This window comes from Methylocella sp., from assembly GCF_044226135.1.
Lineage (GTDB): Bacteria > Pseudomonadota > Alphaproteobacteria > Rhizobiales > Beijerinckiaceae > Methylocapsa.
In genome coordinates this window covers 119,621-146,566 of sequence record NZ_JBGAHM010000002.1, presented here as the reverse complement: position 1 = coordinate 146,566, position 26,946 = coordinate 119,621, and the positions used below count along the sequence as shown (strand labels likewise).

Below are 26,946 nucleotides of genomic sequence, written 5' to 3'. Positions count from 1 at the left end.
GTCAGTCTCCGTCGAGCGCGTTGAAGCCGAGCGTGACGTCGAGGCTCGGCGCGAGCGTGTTGACGACCGCGGTCTGCGCCGCCTTGAACGCCTTGACGGCGGCGGCGACGTCGGCCCGCCCCTCCGCGGTCTTTGCGGCGGCGCCGAGATCGAGCGGGAAGCGCTTCGCCGCGGCGTCGGCGGCGTCGGCGGCGAGCGCGAGGCTGCGGCGCGCGGGGTCCGGCGTCTGCAACGCCGCCTCGCGCAGGAGCGCGTCGGCGCTTTCGATCATGTTGACGACGACCTGGCCCGAGCGCCCGGCGCGCCAGCCGTCGGCCGCGAGCGGCTTCGCCTCGTCGGCCGAATCGCCCATCACGGGGGCGATCTTCTGGTCGTCGACGCGCTGATAGGCGCCGGCGAGATCGGTCAGGATCATGCCGGGCAGGGCGTCGGGGTCGGGGAAGTAGTCGGGATCGCCCTTTTTGGCGGCGAGGTCGGCGACGAGGCCCTGCGTGCGGTCGCCCCAGACCGATCTGATCTCGGACGCGATCGTGGCGAGATTGCCGGCGACGGCCTGCCCGATCGCGCAGCGGCGCTTCGATTCGGGCCCCGCGGCCAGCGCGGCGGCGGCTTTTTCGTCGAACAGCAGCCGCTCCAGCGCCGGCAGGCCCTGCACGGCGGCGCTCAGGGCCGCGAAGCGCTGCGGCTCCAGCCGGTCGGGGCTCGGATCGGCGACGAGGTCGGCGAGCCCGCGCGCGACCGCGTTGCGCCGGTCGGGGAAGAAGCTGAAACGGTCGGCGCGCAGCGACCGGGCGGCCGGGCCGAAGGTGACGAATTCGACCGCGTTCCAGGCGTTCGCGGTCACGATGAAGGCGCTCTTCAGCGTGTCGAGCGAGGCGGGCTCGGTCCGCCCGCAAAATTGCGCCCACGCCTTTTTCTGGTCGGCGGCGGCGGCGGCGAGCGTGTCGTAGCGCGGCATGAGCCACTCCACGACGAGCGGCGCCGGATCGAGTTTTGGCGCGGCCCGCGCCCCCTGGGCGAGGAGCGCCGCGGCCAGAATCGGCGGAATAAAGGCTGCAAGGGCGACGCGGCGTGGCGCGAAAAACGTCGCGGCGCGGGGGCTTGGGGCTTTTGTCATGGCGGGCTCGCAACGCTCCGGTTCGGGGATTTGCGCCCCATGTTAGACGCCTCGGCGCAAAAAGGCGGCCTTCGCGCTCAAGCTTCTAAAGCTTCGACAGATAGGCGGAAAGCGCCGCGCGCTGCGCCGGGGTCAGCGCGCTGAAGCGGGCGGCGCTTTGCGCGCCCTCGCCGCCATGCCAGGCGACCGCTTCGTCGAGCGTGCGCGCGCGCCCGTCATGCAGCAGGCCGGTCTCGCGCGAAAGCGCGTCGGAGAGGCCGGCGAGCGGGGCGGTGCGCCATTGCGCGGCCGAGGCGCCGGGCTCGGGCGCGCCGGCGAGGCCCTCGCCCATGTCGTGCAGCAGCGCGTCGGTGAACAGCGCGGCGTCGGCTCCCGGCAGGCGCGGGCGGTGGCATTGCGCGCAGCCCGTCTGCGCGAAAATCTTCTCGCCGGCCGGGTCCCGCGCCGGCCCTTCGGGCGCGGGCAGGGAGGTCACATAGGCCACGACGCGCGAAAAAATCGGGTCGGAGATTTCGACGCCGCCCGAAAGCGGGCTGCGCCCGCCATGGGGCGCGGCGCGGCAGGCGGGCTCGCGCGCCGTGCAGTCGCCCCAGGGCTCGGGGCGCAGGCGTGTCGAAAGGCCGAGGTCGAGCGAAAAGGCCTCGGCCGTCTGGCCCGCGACGTCGGGCTCTCCGGCCTTCCAGCCATAGCGCCCGACGACGGTCCGCCCGTCGGGCAGGACGACGCGGCGCGCCGTTCCGCGCACCGGCCCGCCCGCTCGCGCCTGCTCGGCCGCGACGGCGAGGAGGGCGGCGTCGGAGACGGCTTCGAGCGCGCCGCGCCCGCGCAGGTCAGGCGCGACGCGCAGCGACAGGCGGCTTTGCGGGTCGAGCGGGCCATAGGCGAGGTCGCGCGCCTGAGGCGCGCGGGCGCGCCGCCCGTCCGGAAGCGTCGTGTCGGCGACGGCGACGATTCCTTCGGGCGCAAGGCCCGGGACGGCGTCGATCTGGAGGCGGCGGCCATAGACCGGGTCGGGCGCGCCGTCGGCTCGCGCGATCACGAGGACCAGCCCGCGTCCGCTCGCCGTCCCGTCAGGATCGAAGCGGGCGGCGGCCCGGCCTGCGCCCGGGTGGCAGGAGGCGCAGGAGCGCGCGTCATAGAGCGGCCCGAGCCCGTCGTCGGCCCGGGTCGAGGCCGGCGCCGGCGCCCAGGCGCGCTTGAACAAAGCCGCGCCGATCTTCAGGTCGAGCCCCGAATCCGCGCCCGCGCCCGCGCCGCCAAGGCCGATGAGCAGCGCGCAGGCCGGCGCGAGGCGGGCCGCGCGTCTCATGCGATTTCAAGCCAGCCCATCATGCCCGTGTCCATATGTTCAAGGATATGGCAGTGGAACACCCAGTCGCCGCGCGCGGCGCGGAAGGCGATCTCGACCGTCTCGTTCGGCTCGACGAGCACCGTGTCGCCGTAAAAATGCGGCAGCTTCGGCTTCCTGTTCGAGGACAGCACCTTGAACACATGCCCGTGCAGATGCATCGGATGGGCGTGCTTGGTGGCGTTGAACATCGAGAAGACGCAGCTTTCGCCGTCGTTGAGCCGCGCCAGCGGCGGCGGCAGGCGCAGGTCGTCGCCGGCGGCCCATGAGGTGCGGTTGATCGCCCAGAAGGTTTTCGCGCCGACGCAGAAGGACGAGACGAGCGCCTTGGCCAGCGGATCGTCGTCGGGCAGGGGCGGGGCGAGCGTCGTCGGGCCGGCCGCCGTCTGCACCGTGAAGTCGAATGTGCGCGCATGGGCGAGATCGGCCTGCGGCGCCGCGCAGGGGCGCAGCGCCTGCGGCCTGAAGGGGCGCGCCGCTTTCTGTCCGGCCTCCACCCCGACGAAGGTCGCGAGCAGATAGGGCTCGGCGCTGCGGTAGTCGTAGAGCTTCGCCTCCTCGCCGGGGCCCGGCATGCGCAGATGCGCGTCGACGCGCATCGCCGGGCCCATGCGCCAGACCCCGTCAGGCAGGTCGTCGAAATGGACCGGCGGCAGCGCATGGCCGTCGCAGGCGATCAGCGCCATGTCTTTGGCGTCGGAGCCGAAGTCGATGATCCGCGTCGAATCGGCGACGAGCAGGCGCACGCGCACGTCGCCATGGGCCGGGGCCTCGACGCGGGCGGGCGTCGTCGAGGCGTTGGTCGCGCGCACCGTGCCGAAGGTGCCGGCGGTCGAGGCGCCGTCGTCGGTCGACATCGGCGCGAGCCACTGGCCGTCTTCGCCAAGGCGCCAGTCCTTGACCACGACCACATGTTCGAGGTCGAAGACGGCGGTCTCTTTCGGGTCGTCGACGATGAGCAGGCCGGCGAGGCCGCGCCCGACCTGGCCGGTCTCGTCGCAATGGGGGTGGATGAAATAGAAGCCCGCGTCGAGGAGCGGCACTTCATAATGAAAGGTCCCGCCGGCCGGCGTCGCCTTCTGGGTCAGCGGCGCGACGCCGTCGAAGGCGTTCTGCGTGCGGATCCCGTGCCAGTGGACGGTGGTCGCGGACGGCAGGCGGTTCTCGAAATCGACGAGCAGGCGCGTCCCCTGGGGCGCGCGCCAGCTCATGAGCGGCGTTCCGTTATAGGCGCAGAAACGCTTCGTCAGGGGCTTGCCCGGCCCGAGCAGGGGCGCGTCCATCTCGCCCGCAAAGAGCGACAGCCGCCGCGTCGGCGCGTCAGGGGCGAGCCCGTCCGCGGCCGCCGCGCCGCTGGCCATGCGCGCCAGCGCGGGCGCGGCGACGGCGCCGAGCGCCGCCCCCGCGCCAAGAGCCGCCGTTCCCGCAAGAAGGCCGCGCCGCGAGATCATGGGCCCGCTCCCTCAGGACTTCTTCTTGCCGACGGCCGAGGGATTGTCGAGGCTTTGCGAGCCCTCGACCTTGACCTGCAGCTTCAGCGCCGCCACGCCGCGCTCGATGGCGTGGGCCTGGGCGACGAGCGCGTCGACGCCGTCCTGGATCAGCTTGGCGCCCTTGGCGTTGCCCTCGGCCAGCATGCGGTCGTAGAGGATCTCGCCCGAATCGGCCGTGTCCTTCAGCGCCTTCAGGGCGGCGAGCGCCGCGTTCGACTTGGCGTCGATCTCGTCGGCGATCTTGGGGTCCGCGGCGCGCACGAGGTCGGCGACCGAGGGGCCGGTCACTTCGGCGCCGTCGGGCTTCGTGAAGCGTCCGTAATAGACGTCGCGGATGCCGATCTCGTCATAATAATGGGCGTTCTGGGTGTTGTTCGAGAAGCAGTCATGCGCTTCTTCGGTGTCGTGCAGCATCAGGCCGAGCTTCATGCGCTCGCCGGCGAGCTCGCCATAGGAGAGCGAGCCGAGGCCGGTGAAGATCGCCGCGAGCGCCTGCTTGTCGGATTTCTTGAGCAGTTCTCCGCGCGCTTCGCCCTTCGGGGCCCAGGACTCCGTCATCTCCTTGAGGTCGTCGACGAGCTGCGCGGTCGCGACCTTCAGAAATTCGGCGCGGCGGCCGCAATTGTCATGGGTGCAGTTCTTGAGGTCGTAGTCGGTGTAGGGGCGCTCGCCCGCGACCGTGCCCTCCTTGTGCAGGTTCTGGCCCCACAGCAGAAACTCCACCGCGTGCCAGCCGCTCGCCACATTGGCCTCGACGCCGCCGGCCGAATTCAGCTCATGCAGCAGCTTGCCGGTGATCTTCGAGACGTCGATCGTCTTCTTGCCGACGCGCACGCTCTTCGAGGCGACGATGTTCGCCGTGTAGAGCGGATTCTCGTCGGACGACTCGCCATAGGACGCCCTGTCGACGTAATCGATCAGGCCCTCGTCGAGCGGCCAGGCGTTGACGTTGCCTTCCCAGGCGTCGACGGCCTTGTTGCCGAAGCGATAGGCCTCGGTCTGCTGGTAATAGACGCGGGCGGCCTTCCAGGCGTCCTGCGCCTTTTTTTGCGTCGCCGCGCTCGGGGCGGCGAGGAAGGCGTCGACCGCCGCCTGCATCTCCTTCGCGGCGAGATAGGAAGAATCATACATGGCGTTGGCGAGATCGGCGTAATGCACGATCACGGCGCGCGGCTTCGGCGCGTCGGCGAAGGCCGAGCCGGCGAGCCCGACGAGCCCGACGGCCGCGCCCATGAGGAATTTCGCGCGCATCGGCGTTCATCCTTGAAGACGTTGGAGAAGGCGGCGCGTCAACGCCGTCGGCGCGGACCATAATGCGCGCGGCGTCGGCGCCAAGGCTTCGCGCGCACTCTCGACCTATTCCAGTTTTTTTGCGCATAGGGCTGAAGCGCATTTGAAAACATCGACATGCGCGACGCGGGCGAGCGTCGCGCGCGGCGGCGCGTCTAGAAGACTTCCAAGTTGCTCTCCAAGCGGATTTGCCGCCCGCACGAAAAAGTGACGGCGAACAGGCGGCGGCGGGGCCGGCCCTGCGGCGGCGCGGCGGGCTTTGCGCGCCGGCGCCCTATGCTACACTGGCGCGGGCGTTGCGGCGGCGGCGCGGCGCGTGCGGCCCCGCACATGGCGCTTCGCCCCGCGCGCTATCGTCGTCGCTGGCGAGGGCCGGGACTGCGGGCCGGCCGCGATCGGCGCGGCCGCCGGAAGGCGGCGCAGGAACCGCTTTCAACAACCGTTTTCAAAAAGCCGCCGGCCCGAGACTTTTTCCCAAGAGACCTGCCCCCAAGAGACCTGCCCCCAACAGACCTGCCCCCAACAGACCTGCCCCCAACAGACCGCCGCCAACAGACCGCCGCCAACAGACCTGCCCTCACGAGATCGCCCATGACCTTGCCAGGATTCGGACCTAAGGCCTTTCGCGCGCAGGGCCGCGTCGCGTTTTTTCCGGCCGTCGTCGCGGCCTGCGGCCTGTTCGCGGCGGCGCCGGCGCTTGCCGACCCCATCGGCGACTGGCGCATCGCGGACGGCTCGGCGAGCGTGCGCATCCGCGGCTGCGGCGGCGGCGCGCTCTGCGGCGCGGTGGCGACGGCCAAGGACCCGGCCATGGTCGGGCGCCCCGTGCTCCTCTCCATGAAGCCCTCGGGCGAGCAATGGGCGGGCGTGATCGTCGACGCGCGCAGCGGAACCAAATATAACGGCTATATCTCGATGCGCGGCGAGCAGACGCTGAAGGTCGAGGGCTGCGTGCTCGGCGGCGTGATCTGCGGCGGACAGAGCTGGTCGCGCCTCAAGTGAGCTTTCGGGCGTCGGGCCGGGCCTGAAGGCGCAGCCGCTCCACGCCCATGGGCGGGGCGGGGCGGGCCGCGAAGGGGAATGACGCGCGACATGACGAGCGTGCCGGCGACGCCTGCGCAAAACACTTCCCCCGGGCCGGCGCGCGCGCGGGCCGGGGGACGCGCGCCCGCCGGCGCGGCGTCCGACTTCCGCCGGCGCAGCCTGTCCGGCAAATATATCGCCTATTTCGTCGGCCTCGTCGCCTTCGTGCTGACCATCAGCGGCGTGGTCGACGTCTGGATCACCTATCGCGACGCGCGCGGCGCCATCCTGCGCGCCGACGCCGAGAAGGCCGACATGACGGCGCGGCGCATCGGCCAGTTCATGGGCGAGATCGAGCGCCAGATCAGCTGGGCGACGCGGGCCAGCGCGTCGGCGCCCGACCGCCGGCTCGAAGACTACCGCCGCATTCTCGCCGCCGTCCCGGCGATCGTCGAGATCGCCCAGATCGACCGCGCCGGCAAGGAGACGGCGACGCTCACCCGCGCCGGCGCGACCTTTTCGGGCGACGACTGGAAGCTCACCGCCGCGCTGCGCGAGACGCGGCCCGACGCCGCCTGGTTCGGCCCGGTCTCCTTTCCGGCCGAGGGCGCGCCGCGCATGCAGGTGGCCATGGCCCACGCCGGCCGCGACGGCGGCTTCACCGTGGCCGAGGTCGATCTCGACTTTTTGACCGACGCGCTGCGCGCCGTGCGCGCGAGGGCGCAGGCGACGCCGGACCTCTCGATCTATGTGACGACGCAGGACGGCCTGCTCATCGCCCACACCGAGGCGGCGATGCTCGCCCGCGCGAAAGGCTATCCGGCGCTGCCGCAGGTGCGCGCCGCGCTCCGCGACGCGCCGGTCGAGGCCGGCGAGACGCCCGACGGCGCCTCCGTGCTCTCGGCGGTCGCCGTGACGCCCTATACCGGCTGGCGCGTGTTCGTGGAGCAGCCGGCGTCCGACGCGCTGAAGCCGGTCGGCGGCCTGCTGCTGCGCCTGTTGTGGCTGTTCGCGCTCGGCCTCGCGCTCTGCGTCGGCGCCGCGGTGCTGCTCGCGCGGCGCATGACGGCGCCGCTGCACGCCGTGCAGCAGGGCGCGGCGCGGCTCGCCTCGGGCGACTTCGGCCAGGCGATCGAGGTGCGCACCGGCGACGAGATCGAGATGCTCGCCGACGAGTTCAACCGGATGGCGGCGCAGCTGCGCGAATTCTACGCGCGGCTCGAACAGAAGGTCGAGGACCGCACCCAGGATCTCGCCCGCTCGGTGCGCGAATTGCGCGCCCTCGAGGAGATCGGCCGCGCGCTCGCCGCCTCGCTCGACCTCAAGCTGGTGCTCAAGACCGCGCTGACCCGGGCCGTCGAGCTCGCCGAGGCCGACGGCGGCGCGCTCTACGCCTTCGACCGCGAGCGCTGCGCCTTCCATCTCGCCGAGGCGCACGGGCTCGACCCCTCCTTCGTCGCCGCCATGCGCGAGGTGCATCTGACCCGGCTCGACGGGCTGCTCGGCGAGGTCGCCGAGCACGGCCGCACCGTCGAGGTCGCCGACATCGCCGACTGCCCCGGCTTTCCGCTGCGCGCGGCGACGCTCGCCGCGGGCTTCCGCTCGGCCCTTGTGGTGCCGCTCGTGGCGCATGACGGCGCGCTCGGCGCGCTCGTCGTCGAAAGCCTCAGGCCGCGCGTCTTCGCGGCGAACAAGATCAGCCTGATGCAGACCTTCGCGCATCAGGCCGTGCTCGCCATGCGCAACGCGCGCCTGTTCCGCGCGGTCGAGGAGAACGGGCGCCAGCTGGCGCTCGCGAGCGAGCACAAGTCGCGCTTCTTCGCCAACATGAGCCATGAGCTGCGCACCCCGCTCAACGCCATCCTCGGCTACGCCGAGCTGCTGCGCGACGGGCTCTACGGCGAGCTGCCCGAGCGTGCGCGGCCGGTGCTCGAGCGCGTCGAGAGCTCGGGCGCGCATCTTCTCGGGCTGATCAACGACGTGCTCGACCTGTCGAAGCTCGAGGCCGGCGAGCTCGCGCTCGCGCTCGACGACTATTCGCTGCGCGCCGTGGTCGAGCAGGCGGTCGGCACCACCTTTTCGCTGGCCAAGGGCAAGGGGCTCGCGTTCGAGCAGGAGATCGAGGACGACATGCCGCTCGGGCGCGGCGACGAGCGCCGGCTGACGCAGGTGCTGATCAACATCCTCTCGAACGCCATCAAGTTCACCGACGTGGGCTCGGTGAAGATCAGCGCGCGCACGCTCGACGCCCTGTTCGAGATCGTCGTCGCCGACACCGGGCCGGGCGTCGCGCCGCAGGACCAGGCGCGCATCTTCGAGGCGTTCCAGCAGGGCGACAACACGGCGACGCGGCTCAAGGGCGGCACCGGCCTCGGCCTCTCGATCTCGAAGCGCTTCATCGACATGCACGGCGGCTCGATCTCGGTCGCCTCGCAGCTCGGCGAGGGCGCGCGCTTCACCATCCTCATTCCCATCCGCGTCGAGCGCCAGAAGGCGGCGGCCTGAGAAAGCCTGAACGCACATGCATGATCCGCCGCTGATCCTCGCCGTCGACGACGTGCCTGAAAACCTCGAGATCGTGGTCGTGCGGCTCGCGGCGCATGGCTACCGCATCATCACCGCAGGCGACGGCGAGGAGGGCCTCGCCAAAGCGCGCTCGGAGCTGCCGGACCTCATCCTGCTCGACATCATGATGCCGAAGCTCGACGGCGTCGCCGTGCTCCGGGAGCTGAAGCGCGACGACAGCCTCGGCTTCATTCCGGTGATCCTGCTGACCGCCAAGGCCGACCGCACCGACGTCGTGGCCGGGCTCGACGCCGGCGCCGACGACTATCTGACCAAGCCCTTCGACCAGGCGGCGCTCGTCGCCCGGGTCCGCTCGATGTTGCGCATCAAGAGCCTGCACGACCTGACCCAGACGCAGGCGCGCAAGCTCGCCGAGCAGACGCGCGAGCTCGCGGCCTTCAACGCCACGCTCGAGCGGCGCGTCGTCGACCAGGTCGGCGAGATCGAGCGCATGGGGCGGCTCAAGCGCTTTCTCTCGCCGCAGATCGCCGACCTCATCGCCGCGAGCGACGAGGCGAAGGGCCTGCTTGAAAGCCACCGCCGCGAGGTCAGCGTGCTGTTTTGCGACCTGCGCGGCTTCACCGCCTTCACCGAGCTCGCCGAGCCCGAGGAGGTGATGCGCGTGCTGAAGGATTACCACGAGACGCTCGGCGCGCTGATCGACCGCTATGAGGCGACGCTCGAGCGCTTCGCCGGCGACGGCATGCTGATCCTGTTCAACGATCCGCTGCCCTGCGAAAAGCACACCGAGCGCGCCGTGCGCATGGCGCTCGACATGATGGAGGCGATCGCCGCGCGCGCCAAGGTCTGGCGCAAGCTCGGCCATGAGCTCGGCTTCGGCATCGGCGTCGCCAGCGGCTACGCCACACTGGGGCGCATCGGCTTCGAGCGCCGTTTCGACTATTCCGCTGTGGGAAGCGTCACAAACCTCGCCTCGCGCCTGTGCGATGAAGCGAAGTCGGGCGAGATCGTCATCGCCGCGCGCGCCTATCACGCTCTCGACGAGGGGCTGTTCCTCGCCCGCGCGCTCGAACCGATGACGCTCAAGGGGTTCCGCCGCCCGATCGAGGCCTATCAGATCCTGGGCCTTGCCGAGGACGCCGCGCCGACGCGGTCGGCCGGCTGAGATTTTTCGCGCGACCGGGCGCTGAAGGGAGGCGGCGATGGGCATGTGGCCGCGCTGGCGGATCGACGACTATATCGAGCGCCACGCCACGATCGACGAGACGGGCGATCTCGTCGAGCCGCCCGACACGCCGGTCGATCCGCGCTTTCCGGCCGTCGCCGCGCCGTTCTGGCCGATGGGCGACTGGATGGAATGGCTCGACCAGACGCTCGACGACCGCGCCTTCCGCCTGCTCGTCCACCGCTACCGGCGCGACGCGGCCGATTTCCGCTCCCGGCTCGCGCGGCAGTTCGAGCCGCTGCCGCGCGCGGCGGCGGGGCGCGCCGTGCTGGCCGAGATCGGCCGCTCGCGCCATGTCGCGCGCTTCGTCCCCAACTGGAACATCGACGATCCGCTCAACGCCGACGCGATCCCGCGCGCGAGCGTGCGCTCCGGCGTCGACGACACGGTCAACGCCGCGGCGCGCGGCGTGCGCTTCAGGTCCGGCGGCCGGCGCCGCGTCGGGACCGGGCGCGGGACCAATTCGCTGATCCGCTACACGCCGCAATTGTGGGGGCCGGGCCGCGCGGCGAACTCGAAGGCCGACGCCGACCAGCCGGACGTCGTGATCTTTCACGAGCTCGTCCACGCGGCGCGACAGGCGCGCGGCCTGCAGGAGCCGAACGCGCCGGGCGACGACTACCGGGATTATGACAATTTCGAGGAATATGTCGCGATCGTCGTGACCAACATCTATATGTCGGAGCGCAACCTCGCGGGCCTGCTCGGCGGCCACGACGACGAGCCGCTGCGGCGGCCCGAAAAATTCCTCGACAACGACCAGCGCCTGACGCCGAGCCCGCGCGAGCTGATGCGCCGGCTGAAGACGACGCAGCGCGAATTTTACGACGATCTCGCCGCCGTGCCGGCGCGCTTCAACCCGGTGCGCGAGCATGAGGCCGAGCTGCGCGCCGGCCGCGCCCTCGCCGGGGCCATGCTCGGGGGGTGAGGCGAGAGGCGCTGGATTTTGCGGCCGTTCCGCGCTATTGCGCCTCGGGCGGGCGCGAGTTTCGATCGAGGATCGGGATCGGCCGCGGCGGAGGGTCGGATGAGGCTGCGCATGGCGGGTTTGGCTCTGGCCGGAGCGGCGGCGGGCGCGCTCGCCGTCTGCGCGCCGGCGGCGGCGCAGGGGCGCGGCCGCGTCTCCTATGGCCCGAGCTCGGGCTATCAGACGCTGCAGGGCGACCCTGAATCCGGCTATGGCTTCTATGCGCTGCCGGGCGGCGCGAAAGGCGCCCTCGCCACCGTCGGCGGCCATGGCAGCTCGCCGGGCGCGCAAAGCTATCTGCCGCCCGGCCCGCCGCCGGCGACCTATCGCAACAACGCCGTGCGCTACGCCGAAACGGCCGGCGCGGTCGACGACGCGAACTTCGTGCCGGCAGGTCCCATGAGCGGCGCGCGGCAGGGCGTGTTCAACGCCAACGACGGCGTGGGAACGCCCTTTTTCGGGGGCTATTACGCCACGGGCGGCGGCAATATGTCGGCCCCGGGCGCGGGCTCGCCCGACCTGCCCTTCGACGGCTGGTGAGCGCCGGCGCGCTTTAATCCGGTCCGCACGAAGCGAAGCCCGCGCCCGCCGCGGGCTTTTTTGCGCCGCGACGTTCGTCGCCCGGCGCGCCTGCGCCGTATCCGGGTCTGGAACCGGCGCGGCGCACGCTCCATGTATGTAGACGAAAGGGCGGCCGCCCCAGGCGGCGCGCCCTCAAGGGAGCGGACCCATGTCCAGCCATCCAGCGTCCAGCCATCCAGCGTCCAGCCATCCAGCCTCCAGCCTGCGGGTCGTCTCAAGACCTTCGATCTTCGCTTTCGCCCTCGCCGCCGCGGCGACGGGCGCGCTGACGGTTTCGGACGCGCTGGCTTCGCGCGCCGAGGCCGCGCCCCGCGCCGCGCAGGCGCGCGCGCAGAAATCCGTCGCGCCGCAGGCGCGGGTCGCGGCGCGGCGCGGCCGCATCGCCGAAGGGCGCAGCGTCGCCCGCGCCGGCGGCCGGCTCGACTATGGGCCGGGGCGGAGAACCGGCTTTGCGCCGCTCGTCGGCGCGCCCGGCTCCGGGCTCGGTTTTTACGCGCTTCCGGCCGGCGTCCGCGCCGGGGCGGCCCGCTACGCCGCGCGCGGGGAGCGGGCGCCGCGCTGGAGCAATCCGGTGCGCTTCGCCATGATGTCGGACGCGCTGCGCGCCAATTATTACGGCGTCGTCGGCAATGCGCCCTATCGCTATGGCGTGATGAACCCGATCGACGGCGTCGGCACGCCCTTCTTCGCGGGCTGGTACGGGCAGGACGGCGGCTGGACCTCCTCGCCGTTCTACGCCGGGCCCGGCCTCTGGTGAGGCCGGGGCCGCCCGAGCCGGTCACGCCCGCGGCTCGTCCGCGGGCTTTTTCATGAAGGTCTGGCCCGGCTCCCGCGCGTTTTTGTCCCGCGCGCCGCCGGCGTAGCGGCGCCACAGCGAAAACACGCCCTTGCCGGCGTCGTCCATCATGGCGAAGAAGGCCGGCACGAACAGCAGCGACAGCACGGTCGAGACGATCAGCCCGCCGATCACGGCGATCGCCATGGGCGAGCGGAACTCGCCGCCGGCGCCGATCCCGAGCGCGCTCGGGGCCATGCCGGCGACCATGGCGATGGTCGTCATGACGATCGGCCGCGCGCGCTTCTTGCCGGCCTCGACGATGGCGCGCGTGCGCGCCATGCCCTCGCGCATCGCCTCGATCGAGAAGTCGACCAGCATGATCGCGTTCTTGGTGACGATGCCCATCAGCATCAGGATGCCGATGATCACCGGCATCGAGATCGGCCGCTGCGTGATGAGCAGCGCGAGGATCGCGCCGCCGATCGAGAGCGGCAGCGAGAACAGGATGGTGATCGGCTGCAAAAAGCTCGCGAACAGCACCACGAGCACGGCGTAGACCATGATGAGGCCGTTGCGCATGGCCTCCGAGAAGCCCGACATCAGCTCGGCCATGGCCTCGGCGTCGCCCGACTTGCCGACGCGCACGCCCTGCGGCGGGTTCTGCATCAGCGGCAGCGCCCAGATCGCCGCCTCGGCGTCGGAGAGCGTCGCGCCCGGGGCCAGCGCCGACTGGATCTGCGCCTGGCGCTGGCGGTCGAAGCGCGAGATCGCGGCTTCGCCCTGGCCGAGCTCGACCGAGGCGATCGCGGCGAGCGGCAGCACCGGCCCGGCCCCGGTCGAGACGCCGATCGCCTCGAGCATGTCTTTCTGCGAGCGCGCCTCGGCGTCGAGCTTGGCCCGGATCGGGATCTGGCGCCCGTCGACGTTGAACTGGGACAGCGCCGGGCCGACGTCGCCGATGGTCGCGACGCGCAGCGTCTCGGACAGCCCCTCGGTCGAGACGCCGAGCCGCGCCGCGACCTCGCGGTCGGGCTTGACCAGAAGCTCGGGCCGCTCGAGCGAGGTCGCCGCGATGACGTTGGCGAGCGCGGGGATGCGGCTCATTTCGGCGGCGAGCTCGGCGGCGTAGGTCGAGACGGTGACGGCGTCGGGCCCGGTGACGATCAGCGAGACCGGGCGCTGGCCGTAGTCGTCGACGAACCAGGCGCGGACGTCGGGCACGCCGGCGAGCTCGGCCGCGATCTCGTCCTCGAGCGCGCGCACCGATTTCGAGCGCGCCCCGCGCGGCACGTAATTGACGGTGATCGAGGCCTTGCGCACGTCGCGCGTCGCGGGCGGAATGCGCCCGCCGTCGACGAACACATGGGCGATCTCGGGCCGCGCGCGCAGCCGCTTCTGGACGAGGTCGGCGAGCGCCTCCGTGTCGGCCAGCGTCGAGCCCGAGGGCAGCTCGATCGCGAGATGCGAGCGGCCGGCGTCCTGCGTCGGCTGGAAGTCGGTGCCGATCAGCCTGACCGACAGGATCGACAGCGCGAACAGCACGAAGCCGACGGCGACGGTGAGATAGCGCCGCTCGACCGACCAGGCGACGAGGCCGGCGTAGCGCGAGACGAGCGGGCCCTCGCGGTCCTCGGCGTGGCCGTGGGAGGTCAGGAAATAGGCCGCGAGCATCGGCGTGATCAGCCGCGCGGCGAGCAGCGAGAACAGCACCTCGGCCGAGACGGTGAGGCCGAACTGCTTGAAATACTGCCCGGCGATGTTGTTCATGAAGCTGACCGGCGCGAACACCGCGACGATCGTCAGGCTGATCGCGACGACGGCGAGGCCGATCTCGTCGGCGGCGTCGATCGCCGCCTGGAACGGCGTCTTGCCCATGCGGATGTGGCGGACGATGTTCTCGATCTCGACGATGGCGTCGTCGACCAGAATGCCGGTGGCGAGCGTGATCGCGAGCAGGCTCACGAGGTTCAGCGTGAAGCCCAGCGCGTCCATCACGAAGAAGGCCGGGATGATCGACAGCGGCAGGGCGACGGCGGCGATGATCGTCGCGCGCCAGTCGCGCAGGAACACGAACACCACGACCACGGCGAGGATCGCGCCCTCAAACAGCGTGCTCATCGCCGAATGATAATTGCCGAGCGTATAGGCGACCGAGGAGTCGATCAGCTTCAGCTCGACGCCCGGATTGGCGGCGACGAGCTCGGCCACTTTCTTCTCGACCTCGGCCGCGACCGAGACGTCGCTCGCGCCCTTCGAGCGCTGGATCGAGAAGGCGACGATCGGCTCGCCGTCGAGCCGGGCGAAGGCCGCGGGCTCGGCCACCGTGTCGGTGACGAGGCCGAGTTCGTCGAGCCGCGCCGCGCCGCCGCGCGGCAGGGCGATGACGAGGCCGGCGAGCTCGTCGAGCGTGCGCGCGCCGGCGATGGTGCGGATCGCCTGCGTCTGGCCGCCAAGCTCGGCGCGCCCGCCGGCGAGGTCGAGGTTGAAGCCGCGCAGCCGCCGCGACACGTCGAAGGCGGTGAGGCCGAAGGCGTTGAGCCGCGCCGGGTCGAGCGAGACGAGAATCTCGCGGTCGACGCCGCCGACGCGCTCGACATGGCCGACGCCGCGCGTCTCCTGCAGGCGCGGCCTGACCACGTCGTCGACGAAATTGGAGAGCTGCTCCGGCGTCTTGCCGGGCGCGAGCGCGGCGTAGGTCAGGATGCTCGCGCCGACCACGCCGACCTGGCGGATCAGCGGCTCGGAGATGTTGCGCGGCAGGAAGCCGCGGATGCGCGTCACCGCGTCCTTGACGTCGTTCAGCGCATGGTCGACGTCGACGCCGAGCGCCAGCGTCACCGTGGTGACGGAGACCCCGTCGCTCACCTGGCTGATGACGTGCCGCACCCCCTCGACGCCGGCGACGGCGTCCTCGACGGGGCGCGTCACCTGGGTTTCGAGCTCGGCCGGGGCCGAGCCGAACTGCGCCACCGCGATGGTCACGATCGGCTGGTCGACGTTGGGCAGCAGGGTGATCGGCAGCCGCATGAAGCTCGTCAGGCCGAGCGCGAGCAGGACCAGCGCCAGCACCACCGCGGGCAGCGGATTGCGGATCGAATAGGCCGAGACGTTGACCGCCATCAGTTGCGCTCCGGCGCGGCGGCCCTTGGCTCCGCCTTGAGGATGGGCGAGACGACGTCGCCGTCGCGCAGCGAGCCGCCGGCGTTGAGCACCACGAGGTCGCCGGCGCGCAGCCCCTCGCGGATCTCGACGTCGGCGCCGGCGCGCAGGCCGGGCCGCACCCGCGCCGTCTCGACCACGCGGCCGCGCACGATCTGCGCGCTCGGGCCTTCGTTGGAGTAAAAGATCGCCGAGCCCGGAATGGCCACGCCGCAGCTCTGGCGGGCCTCGATCCTGACCCGCGCCAGCCGGCCGACATGGGCCGCAGGGTCACGCGCGAAGGCGACGCGCGCCTCGCCCATCTGGGTCTTGGGGTCGACCGCGCCGCCGATGCGGCGCACGCGGCCTTCGAGCTCGCGCCCGTCCTCGAGCACGACCACGGCCGGCTGCTCGGGCTTCAGCACGCCAAGATGCACGCTCGGAACCTGGACCATGGCCTCGATCAGGCCGTCGACGGCGATGCGAAACAGCGGCGTCTGCGGCAGCGAGGTCGCGCCGACGCCGGCCCGCGTCTCGATGATCGTCCCGGCGGCGGGCGCGCGCAGCACGATCGAGGCCGGCAGCGGCGGGCCCGCGGCCGGCGGGCCCATGCCCGGCGGATAGGGGTTTGGCCCCTCGACGCGCTGCAGCCGCGCCAGCGGCTGGCCCTCGGCCACGGCGTCGCCCTCGCGCGCGAACACTTCGGCGACCTGGTAGGCGTCGAGCGTCGCGACGACCACGGCGTCGGCGCGCGGCTGGAGATAGGCGCCAAGGCGGATCGCTTCGGAGAAGCAGCCGGCCGACGCCTGCGCCACCTCGACCGGGACGCCCTGCCTCGCGTTTTCCCCGGCGCGCCCGGCGCCCTCGCGCGGCGCGTCGTCGGCGGCCGCCGGCGCGAGGCCGAGCGCCGGCGCGAGGCAGAGCGCGGCGAGCGCGAGGCGGCGGGTCTTGGAGTCAGGGCGCATGGATCGTCGCGGGCGGGAGAGGCGGGTGCGGGCGGGCGGCCTTCGCCCGGCGCGGGGCGGGGTCAATAGAGGTCGCGCGCGACGCGAAAGCCGTTGGCATAATAGCGCAGCTCCTGATCGGCCGGAAGGCGGGAGGCGGACCGCACGAAACGGGGGCCGGCGTCGAAGGCGCCGCCGCGCGCGACGCCGAGGCGGCAGCCCCTGACAAGCGCCGGCGCGCCGTCGGCCGGGGCGGCGGCGTAGGAGTCGCGCCAGCAGTCGGCGACCCATTCGGCGACATTGCCGGCGACGTCGTAAAGGCCGAACGGATTCGCCGGAAAGGCGCCGACCACGGTCGGGCGGCCCGGCCCGCCGCAGCCGCGGCAGTTGGCCTGCCCGGTCCCCGGCTCGTCGCCCCACCAGAATTTCGTCGTCGATCCGGCGCGCGCGGCATATTCCCATTCGGCCTCGCTCGGCAGGCGGTAGCGCGCGCCGGCCTTTTTCGAGAGCCAGGCGAGATAGGCTTCGGCGTCGGTCCGGCTCAGGCCCGCCGCCGGCGCGTCCTTCGGGCCGTCGCCGAGCCTGCGCCCGCCGCAGCCGCCGTCGGCGACGCAGGCGGCCCACTGGCCGAGCGTCGTCTCGAAGCGGCCGATGGCGAAGGGCCGCGCGATCCTGACCGCATGGACCGGGCGCTCGGCCGCGAACTCTTCGGACCCCATCAGGAATTCGCCGGCCGGCGCGATGACGAGGCTCGGGCAGTCGGCGCAGTCGCGGAAGGCGACGCCGGGCCGCAGCCCCTCGGGCGGGCCGAAGCGGCCCGCGTCGAGCGTCGCCGGATTGTCCTCATGCACGATCGGCGAGGCGAGCGGCCCCATCTGCGCCGCGGACAGGAACAGCGGCGCGTCGAGCGTCGAGCGGAACGCCGGCGTCTCGCGCCCGCCGCTCGCGCGCGCGACCCCGAGCCGCGTGCGCGCGAAGGCGTCGTCGAGGCTCGAATCGGGCGCACGCAGCTCCTTGACGAGCTCCGAGACGAACAGGCCGGCCGGCCCGTCGCCCGGCGCGGCGTCGGCGACGATCTCGCCGTCGCCCGCGGCCGACAGGAGCAGCGTCCCCGGCGGCGGGTCGAAGCCCGTCAGCCCGGCCGAGAAGCTGCGGAAGCGGCGCTCGAACGGGTTTCGGCGCGAGGCGTCGAGGATCACGATCTTTTGCGCGGCCCCGGCCTTGTCCATGGCGGCGAGCGCCTCGTCGAGCGTGACCCCTTGCGCGCGCGCGTCCGCCTCGGTCCAGATGCGGGCGCCGAGCGGAACGAGCACGACCGCGCCCCTGGCGGTGACGGCGTAGCCCGAAAAGAACAGGAGCGCCGGCGCGCCCGGCCGGATCCGCCCGGCGAAGCCCGAGAGCGCGCGGCGCAGGGCGGCGGCGTCGAGGTCGGTCTCGACGCGCGTCGCGAAGCCGAGCCGGTCAAGCTCACGCGCAAGGAGCCGCGCGCCGGCGCCGGGCGCAGGGCCGAGCGCCCCGCCGCCGTAGCCCGATTCCGCGACGAGCAGCGCCTCGCCCCCGCGCGCCTTCTCGGCGGGCCGGGCTTCGGCGGGCCGGGCTTCGGCGCTCCAGACGTTCGCGCTCCAGACGTTTGCGCGCCAGACGTTTGCGCGCGAGGCTTCGGCCGCGGCGAGAGGCTCCCCGCCGACGGGGGGGAAGGCCGCGAGAAGGCCGAGAAGCAGGAGGAACGCGCGCATGGGCGGACGCCGACGAATCGCCGGAGGCGGAAAGCTCAGCGGGAAGGTCGCACGAATCCGGCGGAACGCAATGCCGGCGCGGGCGCCGGGCAGGGGCGACAAGCAGGGGCGACAAGCAGGGGCGACAAGCAGGGGCGTGCGGCCGCGCTTGGCGGCGGCGGCGCACGCCCTTATCTTCGCCCTGATCCTCGTTCCTGCTGGGCGTCTTGCTCCCGCGGGCGTTCCCGCCGGGCGGGCGGCGGGGACGCCCGCATGTCCCCGCGCGACGAAAGACGACGCAGTTCCTGGAGGACGCCGCCCTTGACCCGCGCCGACCCCGATTTCGACGCCGCGCCGCGCGCCAGACGCAGGATCCTGTGCGTTTTTCCGCGCTACGCGCCGTCTTTCGCGACCTTCGAATATGCGCGGCCGCTGGCCCCGGGCGTGACGGGCTTCATGCCGCCGCAGGGTCTGCTGCTCGTCGCCGCGGCGCTGCCGCCCGAATGGGAGGTGCGCTTCTTCGACGAGAACGTGGAGGCGGCGTCGCCCGCCGATTTCGACTGGGCCGACGCGGTGTTCGCCTCGGGCATGCATATCCAGAAGCGCGAGCTGCACGACATCTGCGCGCGCGCCCACGCCGCCGGAAAGCCCGCGGCGCTCGGCGGCCCCTCGGTCTCGGCCGCGCCCGAGCTTTATCCCGACTTCGACTATCTGCATGTCGGCGAACTCGGCGACGCGACCGACGCGCTGATCGGGCGCCTCGCGCGCGACGTCGCGCGGCCCGCGGCGCAGGTCGCGTTCACGACGGTCGCGCGCCGCCCCATGTCGGAGTTTCCGGTCCCGGCCTATCGCCTCGCCGCGATGCGCAGCTATTTTCTGAGCAATGTGCAGTTTTCGAGCGGCTGCCCCTATATGTGCGAATTCTGCGACATTCCGGGGCTTTACGGGCGCGTCCCGCGCCTCAAGAGCCCGGGCCAGCTCCTCGCCGAGCTCGACGCGCTGCTGGCCGAGGGCGTGATCGGCACGGTCTATTTCGTCGACGACAACCTCGTCGGCGACCGCAAGGCCCTGCTGGCGCTGCTGCCGCATCTCATCGACTGGCAGCGGCGCAACGGCTACGCCGTCAGCTTCGCCTGCGAGGCGACGCTCAACATCGCCCGCTCGCCCGACATTTTAAAGCTGATGCGCGAGGCGGGCTTCGACACCATCTTCTGCGGCCTCGAGACGCCCGAGCCCGAGGCCCTGAAGGCGATCCAGAAGAGCCACAACATGGCCGTGCCGATCCTCGACGCGGTGGCCGCCATCAACGCCCATGGCATGGAGGTGGTCTGCGGCGTGATCATGGGGCTCGACACCGACCGCCCGGACACGGGCGAACGCATCCTCGCCTTCATCGAGGCGGCCGGCGTGCCCTTCGCCACCATGAATTTGTTGCAGGCGCTGCCCAAGACGCCGCTGTGGGAGCGGCTCGCGCGCGAGGGGCGGATCGACGAGGACCCGGCGCGCGAATCGAACGTCGTGTTCAAGGCGCCCTATGACGAGACGCTCGCCATGTGGCGCGACGCCATGGCGCGGGCCTACGCCCCCGAGGCGCTCTACGCCCGGTTCGAGCGCCAGACGCGGGCGACGCGGCCGAACCGCCTGCCGCGCCCCTGGAGCCGCCAGCGCCTCTCGCCGCGCGCCGTCGGCTTCGGCCTCGTCGTGCTGGCGCGGCTTTTGTGGCGCGTCGGCCTGCGCGGCGACTACAGGCGCGTCTTCTGGCGTTTCGCGCTGCGCCGCCTGCGCGAACGGCGGATCGAGCCGATCGTCTCGACCGGGCTCATCGCGCATCATCTCATCCTGTTCGCCCGCGACGCGGCGAGCGGGCGCGGGGCCGCCTCGCATTACTCCACGAAACGGCGCGACGCGCCCGCCGCCGAGGCCTGTGTCGCGCCGGCAACAGAGGTCGGGAAAAGCGTCTTCGCCAGGAACGCGACGCTTTCGTAGCGTTCGACGCCGGCGCCGGCCGGGGTGGTTAACCGATTGTATTTTCATGGGGAGCGGACGGCGCTCATGGCTGCCCGGCGACTTGTGGGATTTTATCCCGCAACTGCGGCGTGAGCGGCGCGATTGCCATCACATCCTCGTGCGGCTTAAGACTTTTGCGGACAAGTTGCGGAGCCGCGAGATGGTCAGGACGCTGTTGACGCCGAAGCCGGCCGGCCGGAAGGCCGCGTCGCCGCGCCGCGATTTTCCGCGCCTATTGTCCTCAGGCTTCCGGTCGGAGTTCGCCGCCGTGTTTCTCGCGGCGGGCGCGCTTTCGGCGGCGAGCCCGGCCGCGGCCCAGATCTGCGTCGGCAACTGCGGCGAGGCCGCCCCGAACGGCGTCGTGACCACGCCGCCCAACGCCACGACGACGCCGAACTACAATTACGTCTCGACCTTCAACGGCGTCTCGGGCGCGGGCTCCCTGCCGGGCGTCGGCGGCTCCAACGGCTCGACCTTCTCGTCGGCCGCTTTCGCCGCCAAGGCCGGCGACCTGCTGAAATTCGACTTCAACTACGTGACTTCGGACGGTTCGGGCTTCGCCGACTATTCGTGGGCGCAGCTGCGCACCGCCTCGGGCGACGTCGTGACCACGCTGTTCACCGCGCGCACGCAGCCGACCGGCACCATCGTGCCGGGCTTCGGCCTGCCGGGCGTGACGGCGACGCTGACGCCGCCCTCGGTGCCGATCATTCCCGGCGCGCCCGCCTGGGAGCAGCTCGGCTCCTCCTCGAACACCTGTTATGCGGCGGGCTGCGGCTACACCGGCTGGGTGAACTCGATCTACGAGATCATCGGCTCGGGCAATTACGTGCTTGTCTTCGGCGTCACCAACTGGTCGGACACGGCCTATCAGTCCGGCCTCGCCTTCGCCGGGCTGCAGATCAACGACAAGCCGATCGAAGGCCAGAACATCGACCTTTCGGCGCCGTTCCATCTCGCCAGCGCGCTCGGCTCCACGCTGAACCCGATCTTCCAGGGCGGCACGCTGCGCATGGACCAGAAGACCGGCCTCTACGCGCTGACCTTCACGCTCGACAATTCCGGCACCAACACGATCGACCAGTTCGGCTCCACCTCGATCTTCGCGAGCCCCTTCGTCGACGCGGTCGCGGGAACGCCCGGCGGGATCAACATCGTCAACACGGGCGCCGGCGGGTCGGTGACCTTCGCCAGCGCGAACACCTATACCGGCGCGACCAACATCGCCGCGGGCGCGACGCTGATCGTCTCGGGCTCGATCAGCAATGCGAGCTCGATCAACAACGCGGGCGCCTTCGAGACCGCCGTGAGCGGCGTCGTCAACGTCGCCGACGTCGCCAACTCGGGGACCGTCTCGAACCTCGGAACGCTGACGGCCTCGAACGCCATCGTCAACGCGGGGCTGTTCATCGCCGGCGGCTCGGTGACGACGCCGCTGTTCCAGAACACGGGCGTGTTCTCGGCGCCCGGCGCGCTCGGCGGGACCATCGGAACCTTCCAGAACGCGGGCGTGCTGAGCCTCGTCAACAACAAGACCACCGACGTGTTCAGCCCGGCCAACTATGTCGGCCAGGGCGGCGCCTTCGCGATCGACGTCAACGTCAACGGCGCGGGCCAGCGCGCCGACCTGCTCAAGGTCGGGACCTTCAGCGGCTCGACCACGCTGCAGCTGAACTCGATCGGCGCGGCCGGCCTGATCGCGACGCCGATCCCGGTCGTCTCGGCGGCGAACGTCGCGCCCGGCGCGAGCCTTCTCGTCGGCAACAATCCGGGCATCGTCAATTACGAGATCGAGCAGTCGGGCAACACCTTCAACCTGATCTCGACGCTGAACACCTCGGCCGCCTCGGCCGCGCCGTCCGGCATCGACGCCATGCTTTCGGCGCTCAACACGGGCTTCTTCCAGAACGCCAGCGCCTTCATCTCGGAGCCGGTCGACCCGGAGCCCAACCGCTGGAACGGCGGCCCCTGGATCCGCGTCGCCAACGGCCGCAACGACGTCACCTCGACCGCGACGGCGTTCAACCCGAACGGCGCGGCTTCGAGCCTCTCCGAGGTGCGCGCCGACTTCGACGGCTTCCAGACCGGCGTCGACCTCGGCGTCGCCAACATCCAGAACAGCGGCTGGAACACGCATCTCGGCGTGACCGCCGGCCAGGTCGGCATCCGCACCTTCAACCTGATCGGGCCGAGCTCGAACGGCTATGCGACGGTGCCCTTCGTCGGCCTCTACGCCGCGGTCACCGGGCACAATTTCTTCGCCGACGTGCAGATCCGCAAGGATTTCCTGAACCTCAGCCTCAACACGCCGCTCGCCAATCTCTCGGGCGCCTCGACCAGCGGCGGCGCGCTCGGCGTCAACGGCTCGCTCGGCTACCGCATCGACCTGCCGAACAATTATTTCTTCGAACCTTCGCTCGCCTTCATCTATTCGAAGCTTTATGTCGACGATTTGCCCGTGCCGCTCGGGCCCGGCGCCGTCGGCACGCTCCAGTTCAACCCGTTCGAGAGCGCGCTCGGCCGCGTCGGCGTGCGCGTCGGCACGACCTATGTGTTCGACCAGGCGCAACTCGCGCTGCAGCCCTTCCTGACGGGCAGCGTGTGGCATGAGTTCGCCGGCGACACCTACACCGATTTCTCGTCGAACGGCGTGACCATCCCGCTGAGCGTGACGCGCATCGGCACCTTCGGCCAGGTCGGCTTCGGCGTCTCGGGCCAGATCCTCAAGACCGGGCTGCTCGGCTTCGTGCGCGGCGACTACCGCTTCTCGAGCACCATCGAGGGCTATGGCGTCGTCGGCGGCATGCGCTACCAGTTCTGAGGCGACCCCGCCGGCCGCCGGCCGCGCGCCAATGCTTTGGCCGCTTTCGGCGGCCGAAGCGTCAAGCGCCGCGCGCCGCTCATTCGCCGAGCCGCTTCGCCGTTCATTTGGCGATCAGCGTGAACCCTTCCCGGGTGAAAGCGGCCTGCGCCGCGGGCGAGAACAGATAATCGAGAAAAGCCTGGGCCTCGGGGCGGCGCGCGCCCTTCACGAGCGCCACGGGATAAACAATCGGGCTGTGCGTCCAGGCCGGAAACACGCCGACCACGCGCACGCGCCGCTCGGCGTTGGCGTCGGTCAAATAGACGACGCCGAACCGCGCTTCGCCGAGCGCCACGAGGTTGAGCGCGCCGCGAATATTGCTCGCCTGGGCGAGGCGCGGCTCGACCTTGTCCCACACGCCGAGGCTGGTCAAAGCCTCCTGCGCATAGACGCCGCCGGGACAGGAGCCGATCGTGCAGACCGCGAGACGCCCGTCGCCGATCGCGCCGGCGAGGTCGAAGCCTTTTTCGATTTTGATCTCGGCCTTCGAATCGGCCGGCGCGATCAGGACAAGGTCGTTCTTGACGAGATTGCGCCGCGTGCCGGGCTCGAGCAGCCCGGCCTTTTCGAGATGGTCGGCCCAGGTTTCGTCGGCTGAGACGAACACGTCGGCCGGCGCGCCATGCTCGATCTGGCGGGCGTGCACGGCGGAGGAGGCGTAGATGATGACGGGGCGCGGCCTGCCGCCCGCGGTCCACGACCTGGCGACGGCGTCGAGCGCGGTCTGCATGCTGGCGGCGGCGAGCACGTGAAGCTTCGGCTGCGCGCGGCGGCGCCATTGCGCGGCGGCTTCGTCCGACCAGGCGGCGACGGCGGCGAGACCGGCGAGACACAGCGCCGCGCGGCGCGAAAAATGACGCATGACGAAACACCGAGGCGCGATCGGGCGCCGCGTGGCGGCCGATTCCAGATATATGCGCGACGATATCGCATGAACAGGCGCGCCGAAAGCGCGAAACGCCCGGGCCGGGCTCGCCTCAGCTTCCGGCGTCGCCGCCTTTTCGCGCGCGGGCGGGCGCTTTTGGCGCGGCCTCCCGCTGCGGCGCCTCCTGCTGCGGCGCCTCTTGCGGCCCGGCGTCCTGCGCCGGGCCGTCCGGCCCGCCGCCGTCGCGCTCGCGCCGCAGCCGCGCCCAGTAGGCGAGGCGCTCCGACAGGTCGCGCTCGAAGCCGCGCCGGGTCGGCGCGTAGAGCTTCTGGCGCCCGAGCGCGTCGGGCCAGTAGTTCTGGCCCGAGAAGGCGTCCGGCGCGTCATGGTCATAGACATAGCCCGAGCCATAGCCCTCGGACTTCATCAGCTTCGTCGGCGCGTTGAGGATGATTTTCGGCGGCATGAGCGAGCCATGCTCCTTGGCGAGCCGCCGCGCCGCGCCATAGGCCCTGTAGGCGGCGTTCGACTTCGGCGCCGTCGCGACATAGATCACCGCCTGCGCGATGGCGAGCTCCCCCTCGGGCGAGCCGAGAAAATCATAAGCGTCCTTGGCGGCGTTGGCGACGACGAGCGCCTGCGGGTCGGCGAGGCCGATGTCCTCGACCGCCATGCGCACCACGCGCCGCGCCAGGAACAGCGGGTCCTCGCCGGCGTCGAACATGCGCGCAAGGTAATAGAGCGCGGCGTCGGGGTCCGAGCCGCGCACCGCCTTGTGCAGCGCGCTGATCAGATTGTAATGGCCCTCCTGCGCCTTGTCGTAGATCGGCGCGCGCCGCTGCACGATCTCGGCGAGCGCTTCGGCGGAAAAGATTTCGCCCGGCGCGGCGGCGCGCCAGACTTCCTCGGCGAGCGTCAGCGCCGCGCGCCCGTCGCCGTCGGCCATGCGCAAAAGCGCGGCGCGGGCGGCGGCGTCGAGCGGCAGGGCGCGCCCCTCGGCCTGTTCGGCGCGCGCCAGCATCTTTTCGATCGCCGCTTCGTCAAGCGCGCGGAAGACCAGCACGCTGGCGCGCGAGAGCAGCGCGGCGTTGAGCTCGAAACTCGGATTCTCGGTGGTCGCGCCAATGAGCGTGATCGAGCCGTCCTCCATCAGCGGCAGGAAACTGTCCTGCTGGGCGCGGTTGAAGCGGTGGATCTCGTCCACGAACAACAGCGTGCCCTGGCCGATCTTTCGCCGCGCGCGCGCCTCCTCGAACAGCTTCTTGAGGTCGGCGACGCCGGAGAAGATCGCCGAGACCTGCACGAAGGCGTAGCTCGTCTCATGCGCGAGCAGGCGCGCGACCGTGGTCTTGCCGGTGCCGGGCGGGCCCCAGAAGATCAGGCTGCCGAGCGAGCCCGAGGCGAGCCGGCGCGTCAGCGCGCCCTGCGGCCCGACGAGATGATCCTGGCCCACGACCTGCGACAGCTCGGTCGGGCGCAGCCGGTCGGCGAGCGGATGGGGCGCCGACTTGTCGAGGCCCGCGGCGGAAAAGAGGTCACTCATCGGCGGCTTTCCTGGGCGGGCCGCAGGGTCATCCGCCGAGCACGGTGGTCATCACCTCGCCGCCGCGGCCGATGTCGAGCTTCCAGTAGCCGCGCCGCCCGGCCGCGGCGCGTTCGAGGTCGCGGGTGGTGTGGATCTGCGTGCCGTTGACGCCGAGCACAAGGTCGCCCTTCTGGAAATTGACCTCCGCCGCCGGCGAGCCCTCCTCGACGTCGGTCACGACGACGCCCTCGCTCGCGCCCTGGATCCCCATGTCCTCGATCACGGCGGGCGAGAGATTGACCACGGTCGCGCCCGAGAAGGGCGAGCCGCCGCGCAGCTTCACCGTGTCGCGCGGCGGAATCTCGGCCGCCGGAACGAGGTCGAGCTTCAGCGTCATCGGCTTGCCGGAGCGGGTCAGCGACAGGGCGGCGGTCTCGCCGACCGGCCGCGACGACAGCCGGTAGCCGAGAGACTCCGGCGTGTCGACGGGGCGCCCGTCGACGGCCATGATGAGATCGCCGTTTTTCAGCCCCGCCTTGTCGGCCGGCCCGCCCTTGACCACCTCGGCGACGAGCGCGCCCGAGGGCCGGTCGAGCCCGAGCGACTCGGCGATCTCGGGCGAGACCGCCTGCAGGCTCGCGCCGAGCCAGGGCCGGCGCAGCTTCTGCCCGGTCTTGGCCGCGGTGATCACCGATTTGACCATGTTGACGGGAATGGCGAAGCCGATGCCGACCGAGCTGCCGGTCTGCGAGAAGATCGCCGAATTGACGCCGATGAGGCGGCCCTGCATGTCGACGAGGCCGCCGCCCGAATTGCCGGGATTGATCGCCGCGTCGGTCTGGATGAAGAAGCCCGAATCCGAAATGCCGGCCTGGGTGCGCGCCAGCGCCGAGACGATGCCCTGCGTCACCGTCTGGCCGACGCCGAACGGGTTGCCGATGGCGAGCACGATGTCGCCGACCTCGATCGCGTCGGAGTCGCCAAGCTCGATCGCCGGGAAATGCGAGCCGCCCTTGAGGCGCAGCACGGCGAGGTCGCTGCGCTGGTCGCGCAGCACGATGTCGGCGTCGAATTCGCGCTTGTCGGCGAGCGCCACCTTCACGTCGGTCATGTTGTCGATGACGTGATAATTGGTGACGACGAGCCCCGACGGGTCGACCAGCACGCCGGAGCCGAGCGAGCGCGCCGCCCCGCCGCCCGGCCCGCCGCCGAAGAAGCGCTCGAACAGCGGGTCGTCGAACAGCCGGTTGCGCGGACGCTTCTCGACGCGCGAGGCGTAGACGTTGACGACCGCCGGCTGGGCCTTCCGGACCACGGGCGCGAAGGACAGGCGCAGCTCGGCCGGCGACTGCGGCGGGCGGGCGGGCGCGGCGCTCTCGGCCGCAGCGGCGACGGGAAGAAGGGCGGCGGGAAGAAGGGCGCAGGCGGCGGCGAAGGCGAGGGCGCGCGCCGCGGGCAGATGGCTCATTACGTCGCTCCGTGAGCGCCGCGGCGGGAGCGGCGCGGAAGATTGGCGGTTCGGCGCCCGGGGCCGCGCGCC

Annotated in this window: 18 protein-coding genes; 8 read left to right on the top strand and 10 right to left on the bottom strand. The window is 71.5% G+C overall.

All coding sequences use genetic code 11. From position 1 onward, the window contains the following. Nucleotide 1 precedes the first annotated feature (1 nt). From ACILRB_RS01950 to ACILRB_RS01935, 4 genes are all read right to left on the bottom strand, one after another. Complete coding sequence (locus ACILRB_RS01950) at nucleotides 2–1,117, bottom strand: imelysin family protein (protein WP_395664621.1); 1,116 nt, start codon at nucleotides 1,115–1,117, stop codon at nucleotides 2–4. Nucleotides 1,118–1,202: 85 nt separating this feature from the next. Further along, nucleotides 1,203–2,426 (bottom strand): di-heme oxidoredictase family protein, encoded by a 1,224-nt coding sequence (locus ACILRB_RS01945; RefSeq protein WP_395664620.1) that lies wholly within the window; start codon nucleotides 2,424–2,426, stop codon nucleotides 1,203–1,205. Next, nucleotides 2,423–3,916 carry a multicopper oxidase family protein gene (locus ACILRB_RS01940; protein ID WP_395664619.1) on the bottom strand — a complete coding sequence of 498 codons (1,494 nt, stop codon included), beginning with the start codon at nucleotides 3,914–3,916 and terminating at the stop codon, nucleotides 2,423–2,425. The genes ACILRB_RS01945 and ACILRB_RS01940 overlap by 4 nt, the downstream gene beginning before the upstream one ends. A 12-nt stretch (nucleotides 3,917–3,928) precedes the next feature. Then, complete coding sequence (locus ACILRB_RS01935; RefSeq protein ID WP_395664618.1) at nucleotides 3,929–5,209, bottom strand: imelysin family protein; 1,281 nt, start codon at nucleotides 5,207–5,209, stop codon at nucleotides 3,929–3,931. 630 nt (nucleotides 5,210–5,839) lie between these two features. Between ACILRB_RS01935 and ACILRB_RS01930 the strand changes: the two genes are divergently transcribed. The 6 genes from ACILRB_RS01930 (at nucleotide 5,840) to ACILRB_RS01905 (ending at nucleotide 12,328) form a co-directional block, all read left to right on the top strand. Further along, nucleotides 5,840–6,250, top strand: coding sequence for a DUF2147 domain-containing protein (locus ACILRB_RS01930; RefSeq protein WP_395664617.1), 411 nt, complete (start codon nucleotides 5,840–5,842; stop codon nucleotides 6,248–6,250). A gap of 78 nt (nucleotides 6,251–6,328) precedes the next feature. After that, a complete protein-coding gene (locus ACILRB_RS01925) occupies nucleotides 6,329–8,776 on the top strand; it encodes an ATP-binding protein (RefSeq protein ID WP_395664616.1) in 2,448 nt (815 codons plus the stop codon). Nucleotides 8,777–8,792: 16 nt separating this feature from the next. Beyond that, nucleotides 8,793–9,962, top strand: coding sequence for an adenylate/guanylate cyclase domain-containing protein (locus ACILRB_RS01920; RefSeq protein ID WP_395664615.1), 1,170 nt, complete (start codon nucleotides 8,793–8,795; stop codon nucleotides 9,960–9,962). A gap of 37 nt (nucleotides 9,963–9,999) precedes the next feature. Further along, complete coding sequence (locus ACILRB_RS01915; protein WP_395664614.1) at nucleotides 10,000–10,950, top strand: M91 family zinc metallopeptidase; 951 nt, start codon at nucleotides 10,000–10,002, stop codon at nucleotides 10,948–10,950. A 99-nt stretch (nucleotides 10,951–11,049) separates the two neighbouring features. Further along, nucleotides 11,050–11,529 carry a hypothetical protein gene (locus tag ACILRB_RS01910; protein WP_395664613.1) on the top strand — a complete coding sequence of 160 codons (480 nt, stop codon included), beginning with the start codon at nucleotides 11,050–11,052 and terminating at the stop codon, nucleotides 11,527–11,529. Nucleotides 11,530–11,719: 190 nt separating this feature from the next. Beyond that, nucleotides 11,720–12,328: a hypothetical protein gene (locus ACILRB_RS01905; protein WP_395664612.1), complete on the top strand. Its 609-nt coding sequence runs from the start codon at nucleotides 11,720–11,722 to the stop codon at nucleotides 12,326–12,328. A gap of 21 nt (nucleotides 12,329–12,349) precedes the next feature. Here ACILRB_RS01905 and ACILRB_RS01900 read toward each other — a convergent pair whose 3' ends face one another. The 3 genes from ACILRB_RS01900 to ACILRB_RS01890 all read right to left on the bottom strand — a co-directional run bounded on the left by ACILRB_RS01900 (nucleotide 12,350) and on the right by ACILRB_RS01890 (nucleotide 18,167). Further along, entirely contained in the window at nucleotides 12,350–15,469 is a 3,120-nt protein-coding gene (locus ACILRB_RS01900) for an efflux RND transporter permease subunit (protein WP_395664611.1), read from the bottom strand. Beyond that, entirely contained in the window at nucleotides 15,469–16,452 is a 984-nt protein-coding gene (locus ACILRB_RS01895; RefSeq protein WP_395664610.1) for an efflux RND transporter periplasmic adaptor subunit, read from the bottom strand. Before ACILRB_RS01895 ends, ACILRB_RS01900 begins: the two co-directional genes overlap by 1 nt. A gap of 62 nt (nucleotides 16,453–16,514) precedes the next feature. Further along, nucleotides 16,515–18,167, bottom strand: a complete 1,653-nt coding sequence (locus ACILRB_RS01890) for an SUMF1/EgtB/PvdO family nonheme iron enzyme (RefSeq protein WP_395664609.1) — start codon at nucleotides 18,165–18,167, stop codon at nucleotides 16,515–16,517. 252 nt (nucleotides 18,168–18,419) lie between these two features. Here ACILRB_RS01890 and ACILRB_RS01885 point away from each other — a divergent pair, with 252 nt between their 5' ends. Both ACILRB_RS01885 and ACILRB_RS01880 read left to right on the top strand, forming a co-directional pair. Further along, nucleotides 18,420–20,132 carry a B12-binding domain-containing radical SAM protein gene (locus tag ACILRB_RS01885; RefSeq protein ID WP_395664608.1) on the top strand — a complete coding sequence of 571 codons (1,713 nt, stop codon included), beginning with the start codon at nucleotides 18,420–18,422 and terminating at the stop codon, nucleotides 20,130–20,132. 289 nt (nucleotides 20,133–20,421) lie between these two features. Next, nucleotides 20,422–22,974 carry an NF038132 family protein gene (locus ACILRB_RS01880; protein WP_395664607.1) on the top strand — a complete coding sequence of 851 codons (2,553 nt, stop codon included), beginning with the start codon at nucleotides 20,422–20,424 and terminating at the stop codon, nucleotides 22,972–22,974. 103 nt (nucleotides 22,975–23,077) lie between these two features. On the opposite strand, the gene modA is transcribed toward ACILRB_RS01880, so the two are convergent. The 3 genes from modA to ACILRB_RS01865 all read right to left on the bottom strand — a co-directional run bounded on the left by modA (nucleotide 23,078) and on the right by ACILRB_RS01865 (nucleotide 26,874). Next, nucleotides 23,078–23,878, bottom strand: a complete 801-nt coding sequence (gene modA / locus ACILRB_RS01875; RefSeq protein ID WP_395664606.1) for a molybdate ABC transporter substrate-binding protein — start codon at nucleotides 23,876–23,878, stop codon at nucleotides 23,078–23,080. 115 nt (nucleotides 23,879–23,993) lie between these two features. Continuing rightward, nucleotides 23,994–25,424, bottom strand: a complete 1,431-nt coding sequence (locus tag ACILRB_RS01870; RefSeq protein ID WP_395664605.1) for a replication-associated recombination protein A — start codon at nucleotides 25,422–25,424, stop codon at nucleotides 23,994–23,996. 28 nt (nucleotides 25,425–25,452) lie between these two features. Continuing rightward, nucleotides 25,453–26,874, bottom strand: coding sequence for a DegQ family serine endoprotease (locus tag ACILRB_RS01865; protein WP_395664604.1), 1,422 nt, complete (start codon nucleotides 26,872–26,874; stop codon nucleotides 25,453–25,455). Between the last annotated feature and the right edge of the window lie 72 nt (nucleotides 26,875–26,946).

Bases quoted from the DNA above. Each gene is read 5' to 3' on its own strand.
- ACILRB_RS01950 (WP_395664621.1), bottom strand. From the start codon at position 1,117: ATGACAAAAGCCCCAAGCCCCCGCGCCGCGACGTTTTTCGCGCCACGC.
- ACILRB_RS01945 (WP_395664620.1), bottom strand. From the start codon at position 2,426: ATGAGACGCGCGGCCCGCCTCGCGCCGGCCTGCGCGCTGCTCATCGGC.
- ACILRB_RS01940 (WP_395664619.1), bottom strand. From the start codon at position 3,916: ATGATCTCGCGGCGCGGCCTTCTTGCGGGAACGGCGGCTCTTGGCGCG.
- ACILRB_RS01935 (WP_395664618.1), bottom strand. From the start codon at position 5,209: ATGCGCGCGAAATTCCTCATGGGCGCGGCCGTCGGGCTCGTCGGGCTC.
- ACILRB_RS01930 (WP_395664617.1), top strand. From the start codon at position 5,840: ATGACCTTGCCAGGATTCGGACCTAAGGCCTTTCGCGCGCAGGGCCGC.
- ACILRB_RS01925 (WP_395664616.1), top strand. From the start codon at position 6,329: ATGACGCGCGACATGACGAGCGTGCCGGCGACGCCTGCGCAAAACACT.
- ACILRB_RS01920 (WP_395664615.1), top strand. From the start codon at position 8,793: ATGCATGATCCGCCGCTGATCCTCGCCGTCGACGACGTGCCTGAAAAC.
- ACILRB_RS01915 (WP_395664614.1), top strand. From the start codon at position 10,000: ATGGGCATGTGGCCGCGCTGGCGGATCGACGACTATATCGAGCGCCAC.
- ACILRB_RS01910 (WP_395664613.1), top strand. From the start codon at position 11,050: ATGAGGCTGCGCATGGCGGGTTTGGCTCTGGCCGGAGCGGCGGCGGGC.
- ACILRB_RS01905 (WP_395664612.1), top strand. From the start codon at position 11,720: ATGTCCAGCCATCCAGCGTCCAGCCATCCAGCGTCCAGCCATCCAGCC.
- ACILRB_RS01900 (WP_395664611.1), bottom strand. From the start codon at position 15,469: ATGGCGGTCAACGTCTCGGCCTATTCGATCCGCAATCCGCTGCCCGCG.
- ACILRB_RS01895 (WP_395664610.1), bottom strand. From the start codon at position 16,452: ATGCGCCCTGACTCCAAGACCCGCCGCCTCGCGCTCGCCGCGCTCTGC.
- ACILRB_RS01890 (WP_395664609.1), bottom strand. From the start codon at position 18,167: ATGCGCGCGTTCCTCCTGCTTCTCGGCCTTCTCGCGGCCTTCCCCCCC.
- ACILRB_RS01885 (WP_395664608.1), top strand. From the start codon at position 18,420: ATGTCCCCGCGCGACGAAAGACGACGCAGTTCCTGGAGGACGCCGCCC.
- modA (WP_395664606.1), bottom strand. From the start codon at position 23,878: ATGCGTCATTTTTCGCGCCGCGCGGCGCTGTGTCTCGCCGGTCTCGCC.
- ACILRB_RS01870 (WP_395664605.1), bottom strand. From the start codon at position 25,424: ATGAGTGACCTCTTTTCCGCCGCGGGCCTCGACAAGTCGGCGCCCCAT.
- ACILRB_RS01865 (WP_395664604.1), bottom strand. From the start codon at position 26,874: ATGAGCCATCTGCCCGCGGCGCGCGCCCTCGCCTTCGCCGCCGCCTGC.